The organism is uncultured Rhodoblastus sp. (assembly GCF_903903185.1).
GTDB lineage: Bacteria > Pseudomonadota > Alphaproteobacteria > Rhizobiales > Beijerinckiaceae > Rhodoblastus.
Map to the genome: position 1 here is coordinate 1 of NZ_CAIUXT010000115.1, position 10,114 is coordinate 10,114.

At 56.8% G+C, this 10,114-nt stretch carries 6 protein-coding genes, 1 tRNA gene and 2 pseudogenes; 3 read left to right on the forward strand and 6 right to left on the reverse strand.

Annotation, left to right across the window (positions count from 1 at the left end; translation table 11 throughout):
- Positions 1-53: 53 nt before the first annotated feature.
- Entirely contained in the window at positions 54-1,562 is a 1,509-nt protein-coding gene (locus QZY01_RS10495; protein WP_294536769.1) for an ammonium transporter, read from the reverse strand.
- A gap of 25 nt (positions 1,563-1,587) precedes the next feature.
- Positions 1,588-1,926 (reverse strand): P-II family nitrogen regulator, encoded by a 339-nt coding sequence (locus QZY01_RS10500; protein ID WP_294536771.1) that lies wholly within the window; start codon positions 1,924-1,926, stop codon positions 1,588-1,590.
- 492 nt (positions 1,927-2,418) lie between these two features.
- On the opposite strand from QZY01_RS10500, the gene QZY01_RS10505 reads away from it, so the two are divergent.
- Positions 2,419-2,508 (forward strand) — tRNA-Ser (locus tag QZY01_RS10505).
- A 142-nt stretch (positions 2,509-2,650) separates the two neighbouring features.
- Positions 2,651-2,854, forward strand: coding sequence for a hypothetical protein (locus tag QZY01_RS10510; protein ID WP_294536774.1), 204 nt, complete (start codon positions 2,651-2,653; stop codon positions 2,852-2,854).
- Positions 2,855-2,869: 15 nt separating this feature from the next.
- On the opposite strand, the pseudogene QZY01_RS10515 reads toward QZY01_RS10510, so the two are convergent.
- The 3 genes and pseudogenes from QZY01_RS10515 to QZY01_RS10525 all read right to left on the reverse strand — a co-directional run.
- Positions 2,870-3,235: pseudogene (locus QZY01_RS10515) on the reverse strand (transposase); the annotation flags it as partial.
- Between the two features lie 403 nt (positions 3,236-3,638).
- On the reverse strand, positions 3,639-4,856 hold the full coding sequence (locus QZY01_RS10520) for a glycosyltransferase family 61 protein (protein ID WP_294536777.1): 1,218 nt from the start codon (positions 4,854-4,856) through the stop codon (positions 3,639-3,641).
- Entirely contained in the window at positions 4,850-6,118 is a 1,269-nt protein-coding gene (locus QZY01_RS10525) for a hypothetical protein (RefSeq protein WP_294536780.1), read from the reverse strand. Before QZY01_RS10525 ends, QZY01_RS10520 begins: the two co-directional genes overlap by 7 nt.
- A 419-nt stretch (positions 6,119-6,537) precedes the next feature.
- Between QZY01_RS10525 and QZY01_RS10530 the strand changes: the two are divergent.
- Positions 6,538-7,485, forward strand: a pseudogene (locus QZY01_RS10530) (IS630 family transposase).
- 139 nt (positions 7,486-7,624) lie between these two features.
- On the opposite strand, the gene QZY01_RS10535 reads toward QZY01_RS10530, so the two are convergent.
- On the reverse strand, positions 7,625-10,114 hold a 2,490-nt coding region (locus QZY01_RS10535), incomplete at its 5' end, for a tetratricopeptide repeat protein (protein ID WP_294536782.1).

The window sequence follows — 10,114 nt, forward strand, 5'->3', positions numbered from 1 at the left end:
AAAAAAAGCGGCGGGTTTCCCCGCCGCCGATTGATGTTGGATTTAGGCTTCGATCAGTAGTTGTAGGCCTTTTCGCCATGTTCGGCGATGTCGAGACCTTCGCGCTCCTGATCGGGGGTCGGACGCAGGCCGACGATCAGATCGACGATCTTGTAGAGGATCGCCGAGCCGACGCCAGACCAGACCAGGGTGGTCAGCACGGCCTTGCCCTGGATGATCACCTGCGCAAGCATGTCGAAGGGAACCGTCGGCGCATTGCCGTTGGCGAAGTTGGTGTAATCGGTCAGGCCGACGCCGCCGAGCGAGGGGGCGACGAGCACGCCGGTGGCGAGGGCGCCGGTGATGCCGCCGATGCAATGCACGCCGAACACGTCGAGGGCGTCGTCATAGCCGAGCTTGTTCTTGACCGTGGAGACGAAGAACAGGCAGAGCGGCGAAACCAGCAGGCCGAGCGCCAGCGAACCGATCGGGCCGGCATAGCCGGAGGCCGGGGTCACGGCGACGAGACCGGCGACCGCGCCCGAGATCATGCCGAGCAGCGAGGGCTTGCCCTTGACCGCCCATTCGACCAGCAGCCAGGACAAAGCCGCGGCGGCGGTGGCGACCATGGTGTTGACGAAGGCGAGCGCCGTCACGCCATTGGCTTCGAGATTGGAGCCGGCGTTGAAGCCGAACCAGCCGACCCACAACAGCGAGGCGCCGATCATCGACATGGTCAGCGAATGCGGCGGCAGGGCTTCCTTGCCATAGCCGATGCGCTTGCCGATCATGATCGCGCCGACGAGGCCGGCGATGCCGGCGTTGATATGCACCACGGTGCCGCCCGCGAAGTCGAGCGCGCCCCACTGGAACACCATGCCGGCGTCGGCGTTGACCGCGTCGAGCTTGGCTTGCGCCGCCGCCTTGCCGGCTTCGTCGGTGGCGGCCGCGAGCGCCTTGGCGGCGTCGCCGATGGCGTCCGGTCCGGCCCAGTACCAGACCATGTGGGCGATCGGGAAATAGATCAGCGTCACCCAAAGCAGCACGAACAGCATCACCGCCGAGAATTTGATGCGCTCGGCGAAGGCGCCGACGATCAGCGCGGGCGTGATCATCGCGAAGGTCATCTGGAACACCATGTAGGCATATTCCGGAATGACGACGCCGTTGGAGAAGGTGGCGGCGGTGGCGTTGGCGTCTACGCCGCTCAGGAAGATCTTGGAGAAGCCGCCGATGAAATTATTGAGCCCGCCGCCATTGGTGAAAGCCGCCGAATAGCCATAGAGCACCCAGAGCACGCCGACCATCGAGACGATGGCGAAGACCTGGGTGAGGACGGAGAGCATGTTCTTGGTGCGCACGAGGCCGCCATAGAACAAAGCGAGGCCCGGAATGGACATCATCAGCACCAGGGCGCTGGAGGTCAGCATCCAGGCGGTGTCGCCCTTGTTGGGAACGGGGGCGGGCGGTGCGGCGTCGGCAAAGGCCGCGCCGGCGCACAGCGCCAGCGCGGCGAAAGCCGGACCGGCGAGCGCGAGGCCACAGGCCTTGAGCCCGGCCCTGCGGGGGGTGAGAGACATCATTTCTGGCTCCTGACTGAACGGGGAATTAAAGAGCGTCGGAATCGCGCTCGCCGGTGCGGATGCGGACGGCTTGATCGAGGGGGCTGACGAAAATCTTGCCATCGCCGATATGACCGGTTTTCGATGCCGATACGATCGTCTCGACCACCTTGTTGACATGGTCGGAGGCAACGGCGATTTCCAATTTCAACTTCGGCAAAAAATTCACGGTATATTCTGCGCCGCGATAGATTTCGGTGTGGCCCTTCTGGCGGCCAAACCCCTTGACTTCGGTCACTGTCAGGCCGTGCACGCCGATCGCGGTGAGCGCGTCGCGCACCTCGTCCAGTTTGAACGGCTTGATGATAGCAACAATATTTTTCATTTTGCTCCCCGATCTCCGCGCCGGAACACCCGGTCGCACATGAGCAGGCCTGCGGACTTGACCCAGACCGAACATGACCAAACAAAGACCATGCCAAGGCAAAAAAAGGTGCGATTCCAACAAACGCGAACCGGGATCGACGATGGTATGAGGTTTTGTGCATATTTATCATGCAATATGCCTTACAAGTGCGCAGGCAGGTCCTGTTTCATCCTCAAGGCAGCGATCGGCGGCTGCAGTCGAGGGCCCCGGAACTTCACGGAGCTCCCTGAAGAGCGGGGCCGAGGCGGGATTTCGCGGTCGAGGTCTTGCGCTTGGGCGCGGGCGCGATATAGGAACGGCGCGGTCTCGACGGCGGCGGCGCCCGAACGAGGCCGCTGCGTCGCCGAGCCGGGGCGAGGCGGCTGCAACGGGAAGTGACGCCAGGTCGGTCGGGGCCATCGCAAAAAAGGAGCGCCGCAGCGTTACAAAGCTTAGAAACAATATTGGATTGGAAGGGTGGCCGAGTGGTTTAAGGCAGCGGTCTTGAAAACCGCCGTGGGTGAAAGCCCACCGTGGGTTCGAATCCCACCCCTTCCGCCAGTTAAACGCCCATTCATTTGGGTAAGGGAAAAATAATTATGAACAGGATATCAAATGGTCTGTGCGCGCACAGACCAAAAAAACCGCAGCCAACCACGAATATGGGCCAAGGCTTGTTTGCAGGGGCCTTCTGGAAAATTGCATGGACGAATCGCCTCAAACTCCAGCCGCGCTTGTCTATGAAAACGACTTTTCGCAAGTTCTTCATTTGAAGGGAAATTCTGCGTTCTTGTTGGTCACCTTCAATGCACTGTCAACGAAGGCGGATGGAAAGCGTTTTTGGGGCGATGATTTTTGCCGTAAAGTTGGTCTGGGCGCGCCGAATGAGGAACTCGCGTGGGGGTGACCTGCCACTGAACTTTCATCCAGCGGCGATTAGAGCCTCGGCGGAATTTACGCCGTCAGGCGCGGTGGGAGCAACATGCGATCGGCGGAGCTGGTCGGGGTTGCGCAGCCGATCGCATGTTGCGGAAAGGTTGGCGGCATAGACCGCCGGGGTTTGATAGGCGAGCGCCGAATGGGGGCGCTTATGATTGTAATCGGTCACCCAGTTCGCGATCTTCGCCCGAGCGTGATCGAGCCCGAGAAACAGCGTCTCGTTCAGCAGTTCGTCCCGCATTCGACCGTTGAAGCTCTCGCAAGAGCCGTTCTGCATTGGCTTTCCCGGCGCGATGAAATGCCAGACGATCTGGTGCTCCTGCGCCCACGAAAGCATGGCGTTCGATGTGCAGTGGCAGGTCAGGGGCGTCGCGCAGCGGCCACGGGCGGAGCGCGAGCCCATATTTTTGTAGCAGTCTTTTCATTCGCGAAGGTCGCTTCGCCGAGGCTGCCGACGAACTACGTCTGGCTTTGTCGCTGGAGCCAAACAACGCCCAAGCATTTTACTTTTTCAGCATAATTTATTTAAAAGAAAAGGATTTCGCCGCGGCATTTGCTTTCGCTCGATGCGCCGTCGCATCGAAACATTCCGATGAGAAGTTTCAGGCTCATTTGAAAAACGTCGAGCGTCTCTTTCCCACCTCCCCGCACCAAATGCCGCCTATCGGAGGGGATGATACCGTCCGGTGAAAGAGCCTATTGGCTTTCCGGCATTGACGATAGGTTCCTTACACCCCCTGCTTTATTCAGCTTCAGCAATCAATCGATTTGATCAGCCTTAGCAGTTCGTCAATATCCGCCAAACCATCGCAGTGAAAATCCCTTTCCGGATACATTTGATTTGACACGACGTCTGCAGACATGGACACGCCGCAATTCATTGATCTTGCCCGTGCAGCCATCAAGATTTCCTTCGAATGCGCGACCGAAAAAAATTTACTCGGAACGATCTCAACATAGGTCGATCCCGCACTTCCGAATAAAACATTCAACGCACTCGCTCCGTGAGGAGACACGATCAAACGCGCTCTCCCGATTTTCGCTATAGCATCTGGAAAAGGTTCTTTACCACAATCGAGAATGTAAAAACCAATTTTTTTGAGCCTCTCGATTAGGATTTGCTCGTTGAGTAACCTCCTTCGAGGTGCATTCTGGCCACGCATAATGTAAATTCTGTCGGCGTTTGCGTTGTTCTTTAACGGAACACGGGCATACGCCCGCGCGACAACGTCGTTGATGCTGTCGCGGCAGGCGTATATCAACTTAATAAAGTTCCAGTCCATATACGATAAACGCATATATACCAATTTTTTTGCTGCAAAAGATTTGGTGTGCTCGCGAATGTCGTAGTCACATTCTATCAAACTCATCATTTCACGTAGCCGAACTTTAAAAAAGCCAGGATAAACAATAACCAAATCTGTTTTAGGAACTAATTTCCGGTATAGAATAATTATTAATATTGTAAAAACCAAAAAGTGTGAATACATATCCCTCAAATGATAACCACAAAAAAGCACAATATCATTAATGTATTCATGGGGATCGTCAGCGCGAACTCCCCAAAATGTATCTGTCGGCGTCGGAATTTTACCATTGTATCCTAATTGTAGATACCAAGCACTTTCGGTGATAATAAGGTTCTTATTGCTTACTACAACGCCCTCCCCAATAATCCGTCCGCCAGGCATGCAATATAAATCAAGATCGCCAATTAGCGGTTTCGAGGGAAAATTGCGACCGGTAATCCTTGCCTTCGTAGGCTCCACCGCAAATTCCGGTTGCGGAATTTCCAGTGATAGATCCTGGAAGGCTTTAAATCTCGTCATCTGATCCGATTTCATGTCCGCTATGGTCGGCGCCAGATCTTCGATTGGACAGGCGGTCATGACATCTTTTGCCGAGCCAAAAGTGAACATTTGCGGGTGCAAATCGTCAGAAGGAACGCCACTCTTGATTTCGGCTACCATATCTCGAACCCTCCTTGTATGGTAAACAATGGCCCCGGGTTTTGGATACCGAATGCAACCCTGACGCCCCCGTTCCAGTCATGCGGAGCGAGGCTGGCGAACCGAAAAATTATTTCATTCGCTTCGCCATTCTCAATTATGACTTCAGTTCCATTACGCGATGGCGTTCCATCGTGAAAGAATCTCGTATTTGGACGAACGGGAATACCGCAACACGCAATAATAGTGCGCTGCGGAGACCCGACGTGCTGGTCGAACTCAATTATCATACCAACGAAGGAATTCTGATCATACACGGCCGGCACACCATGCTTCCTAGTGAGCAATCGTAGAGTTTCCGGCGATTGCGCTTCGATACACGCGTAGGCATAGCAGAATGTCAACGGACCGGAACTTAGCTTGAACCGCAGATCGGGGGTCATGACTTCCCTACTAACCAGTTCTGGAGGCTGAAAATTGCATAAGTATTTTATATTCAGTTCATTAATAGGTAATAGTTGTTGCTCTGAAGAAATTCGAGCGTCTATATCTCCGGCGCGTTCAAGCAAAAAAATATTCCCGGAAAGGAAACGAATATCAGGTAGGCATTGTAATGCCCAGTCGTCGTACAAAGCCTTATGATAGAGCTTCCAATTATCTCTATTGTCATTGTAAATATCTTCGATCAAGAGCACGTCGGGCAAGGATCTGGTGGAAACTAGAGCCTTACCCGCGCTCGTTGCAGGTGAAGGATCAGGTAAGAGGGGCGCGAAGCATTCCATTAATTTGCGACGATTTAACGAATCTATTTCTTCTGAAATTATTAATACCTCAACTTTAGTTAAGATATTTGATGCAGCCGTCAATATTGATGCGCTATCCAACGAACAAAAAAAGACAATTTTATTGTCATATTTATTGCTGGTGGCATGCGACGCATTATTTGTTATATATAATACGCGGCGAGTAGATGGTTTATCAATTAGGAGGATTTCTAGAAGTTCATCGCCGCCCGCCGCGACAACCCAGTTGCCTGAGTCTGGTTGGGCCTGCAGCATGAAGAAATGCGCTGCACAAAAAAAAGCGGTTTTTTGCAAAGAAGGTAGAGGTGACCGCATATCGATTTGGTAATTGGCCCTGTTTAACACATAAGTGTAGTATTCTGTAAGTTCACGACTTAACAAAAAAAGTGATACGTCGGAAGTGTCCGTGTTAGCGTCAAAAGATGTGTTCCTATCAATGATTCGTATCCCTTCTAGGTACGCTTTTGCCGAGATTTTCATCTTATAGAACCTAATTGTACTGAATGTTTTGCGGTGTCAGTATGGGTTAAGTGCCAAATATATATTTCCGACGTGTCATTGAAGTGCGCCTCTTTTCAATATATTCCGGACATCCGCAATGCTTTCGAACTCTCAGCGCGAGTTGCGGATGATTTGCTTCTCTTTTCAGCGTCACAATAAGCGCTCTAGCTCTAGGGTCAAGCAATAGCGTTAGCGTTTGTTCGGGAAGTTTAGGCTGCTGCACAGATTTTACGCACGATCGGGCGGATCGATGCGAGGCGGATAAACGCGACGGTTTTTCGCGTCAATTTTTCAAAGTTTTTGGCTAGAGCGTTTTTGTCTCTGACTGAATCCGAGGGGATTTCCAATAGGCCGCGAGTCTGCTGCAAACTGCATGCTGGCGAAGGAGGCCGGCATGCATGGCCAAACCACTTTCTACTGATCTTCGGGAACGGGTCCTCGCTGCCGCGTTAGGCGGCCTTTTCGCGGCGGCAGGCGGCGGAGCGCTTCGGCGTCAGCGCCGCCAGCGCGGTTCGATGGAGCGCGCTGGAGCGGGAACAAGGCGACGCCAAGCCCAAGCCGATGGGCGGAGACCGTTATTCTCACCGGATCGAGGCGCATGCGGTGGTGATTCTCAAAGCGGTGGACGACAAGCCGGACGTCACCTTGGAAGAATTGCGCACCGTTCTTGCCGATCATGGCTTTGAGGCGTCGATTTCAGCGATCTGGCGCTTCTTCGCCCGTCGCGGCGTGACATGGAAAAAAAGACTGCGCACGCGAGCGAACAGGAGGGCCCCGACGTCCTGAAGCGGCACGAAGAATGGTTTGACGGTCAGCTTGATCTCGAGCCCGAGTGGCTGGTCTTCATCGACGAAACCTGGGCGTCGACCAATATGGCGCGCTTACGAGGCCGGGCGCCAAGAGGGCAGCGTTTGCGCGCGAGCATCCCCCATGGCCATTGGAAAACAACGACTTTTGTCGCCGGCCTGAGGCTCACGGGCATGGTCGCGCCGATGGTCCTCGACGGCCCGATCAACGGCATTTCGTTTCAAGCCTATGTCGATCAGGTGCTCGTCCCCACGATCTCTGCGGGCGACATCGTCGTCATGGACAATCTGGGCAGCCACAAACGGCCAAATGTTAGTGCTTCCATCGAAGCCGCCGGCGGGCGTTTGCTGTACCTGCCGCCCTACAGCCCCGACTTCAATCCGATCGAAAAGGCGTTCTCGAAGCTCAAGGCGCTGCTCAGAAAAGCGTCTGAGCGAATGGTGGAGGGCCTTTGGAACGCCATTGGGCGACTCCTGCCTGGCTTCACGCCAAAGGAATGCGCCAACTTTTTCAAGTCCGCCGGTTATGATGCAACTTGAACGAAACGCGCTCTAGCGTAATAATTATTTTTTAATCGACGGATCTTGTCAGAGGTTTCGCAAGGAGCCGAAACCGGGCCCTTCCTCAAACGAAGTCGGCCTTCCGACCGGCAGGGGGAATCGCTGCGATTCCGCGTCATTACTTCGCGGCTTTCGCCGTGAAAGCGGCGCGGCTCCAATGTTTGTTGGTCGTCTTGTAGCCGGCGGCGCAATGCATCGCGACCGCCCCTAAAACTTCATGGCGTTCGCGGATGGCGGTGTTTTGCAGACGCCGGTCGGTGTCTTCAGCCAGATAGGCGGCGACGCTGCGGGTCATCAGGCCCGGGCCGGTCGAGAGCCAGATCAGATCGGAATCGCCGCGCCGCACCGAGGCCATGGCGCCGTTCAAGGCGAGGCCGATGGCCGGATGGCGCGGGACGGCGCCGATGAAATTATTGGCCAATGTTCCGTAATCCTCCTGATAGGCCAGCAGGTCGCAGCCGCCGGGGTCGATCGACGAGATCGGCGCAATGCAGCGGTCGTCGGCGTCGGCGTAATAGCCGCCATGGGCGTAGAGCCAGGCGAGGCGGAAGAGATCGCCTTTCATCGCCGGTTCGCGGGCGCGGTCGAAGGCGTGGCGCGCGGCGGGCGACAGTTTTTGCAGGAACCGGCCCGCCGATCTGTCGTCGAACAGCCGATAGGCGAAGCCCGGATTTTGCGCGCTCCAGGTCTCGCAAAAACGCGCGACATCGGGCGGAATGTTCCGGTCCCAATATTGGGCGATTGTCGTCGGGATTCTGCCGGGCTGGCTTTGCGCCGCTCTCGCACGCGCAAAAACCCCCTCGCGGCGCAGCGAAACCAGGAAGGCTATTGCAGCGGGGGTATAATCGGGATTTTCCAACGTCAGTTCCGCCAGCGGCCGGCGCGGGGCGTCGCCGCGCAAAGCCTGCTGCAGCCGGGCCAGGCACGAGGCGTCGAGGCGATATTCGTCGATCATCTGCCCGATATGGGATTGGGAAGGCTTGATCCCGCCGCGATGACGGATGCGGTGAACCGGTTCGTTGCGCCGCGCGGTGGCGTTATGGCTCGCGGCGGCGTCGACGTCGGCGCACAGGAGCGCCATGCGCGCCGCCCATTCATTGGTTGCGATTTCCGCCGGATTATGGGCGAGCGCCTCGACGAAACACGCATAGGCTTCGCCGCTGCGCCAGCGCGCCGCCGCGATGTGGCCGCGCATGGCCGCCAGGCGCGCGCGCTGCTGGGCGGTGTAATCGGCGGACGGCGCGGCCAGAATTTCGGCTTGCGCCAGATCGCCGCAGCCGACCAGAAGCTGGATCGACTGGACGCGAAGATCGAAAGAGGCGGGAAAGGCCTGGAAGCCGGCGATCAAGACATCCCGCGCTCTGAAATGTTCGCCCCGCGCCTTGAAACAGTCGGCCTGAACGATAGCGATTTCCGGTTGAGGGCCGAAATGCGCGAGGGTCTGCGCCAGTTTTTCGTCCGCCTGTTCGAAGCGCCCTGAATTGGCGAATAATTTGGCGACCTCGAGATGGGTCCAGATGCGCGACCCGTCGATGGCGAGAGCCTTTTGGCGGTAAGCGAGCGAAGCCGGCCAGTCATCGATCTGCAGGTGGAAATCGGCCAGCAGTTCCCAACTGCGGACGAAACCCGGACTGACAGAGATGAGTTGTTCCAGACGCGACATTGCGGCCACGGCCTGGCCGGCGCGGAATTCTTCGATCGCAAGTTCGACCTGGGCCGAATTCGATGCGGGATCGAGCCGTGTCAGCTTGTCGAAATGCGCTTTCGCGGCGGCGAAATCGCCGGCGGCCCTGGCGACATTCGCCTGAAATTCGATGAGAGGCGGATTGTCGGGCTTTCTGGCCAAAGCCTCGTGCAAGATTTGCCCGGCTTCCCGATAACGGCCGGATTGGGTCAATTCCCGCGCATATTCGATATTGGCCCATTCATTCGCCGGCTCGCATTCGAGCGCCTTGGCGCAGGCGGCCAGAGCCTCGTCCGCACGTTCGCGCCGCCGCGCAATCTGCGCCTTTCCGATCCAGGCGCTGACATTTTTCGGCTGCGCCGCCAGCGCGCGGTCATAAAGTTGTTCGGCTTCATCCAGCCGCCAACCCGAGACATATTCGCCTGCGAGCGTCAGGCAGGCGTGAACATCTCCCGGCTCCGCGGCCAAGGCCTGTTCGAGCGTGCGGATGATTTCCGGTTTGGGGGCCCGGGGCCGCAGGCATTTCGCCAGAACGATGTGCGCCAGAGATTTGCCGGGCCAGGTTTCGACCAGGCGCCTGCCAAGCGTTTCGGCTTCTTCGATTTGCCCCATTTCGAGCAGTTCGCCGGCAAGGTCGCTGGCGAGCCAAAGATTGCCCGGATCGAGCGCGACGGCACGTTTGAAATGGTCGATGGCCTGGGCGCGATCACTCCTCTGCCGGGCGATAAAGGCCAGCCCGCGCCAGCCGCCGACAAAATCGGGATGTTGTTCCGACAGGTTTCGGAAAATCGGCTCCGCCTCGTCATGCCGGCCGGAGTCGCGCAATTCGTTGGCGAGATCGTTTTGCAGCCAGCGATTGGCCGGATCGAGCGCGACAGCGCGCGTGAAATGGTCGATGGCCTGGGCGCGATCACTCCTCTGGCG

Excerpts from the sequence above, each read along its gene's own strand:
- QZY01_RS10495 (WP_294536769.1), bottom strand. The coding sequence starts at position 1,562 with ATGATGTCTCTCACCCCCCGCAGGGCCGGGCTCAAGGCCTGTGGCCTC.
- QZY01_RS10500 (WP_294536771.1), bottom strand. The coding sequence starts at position 1,926 with ATGAAAAATATTGTTGCTATCATCAAGCCGTTCAAACTGGACGAGGTG.
- QZY01_RS10510 (WP_294536774.1), top strand. The coding sequence starts at position 2,651 with ATGGACGAATCGCCTCAAACTCCAGCCGCGCTTGTCTATGAAAACGAC.
- QZY01_RS10520 (WP_294536777.1), bottom strand. The coding sequence starts at position 4,856 with ATGGTAGCCGAAATCAAGAGTGGCGTTCCTTCTGACGATTTGCACCCG.
- QZY01_RS10525 (WP_294536780.1), bottom strand. The coding sequence starts at position 6,118 with ATGAAAATCTCGGCAAAAGCGTACCTAGAAGGGATACGAATCATTGAT.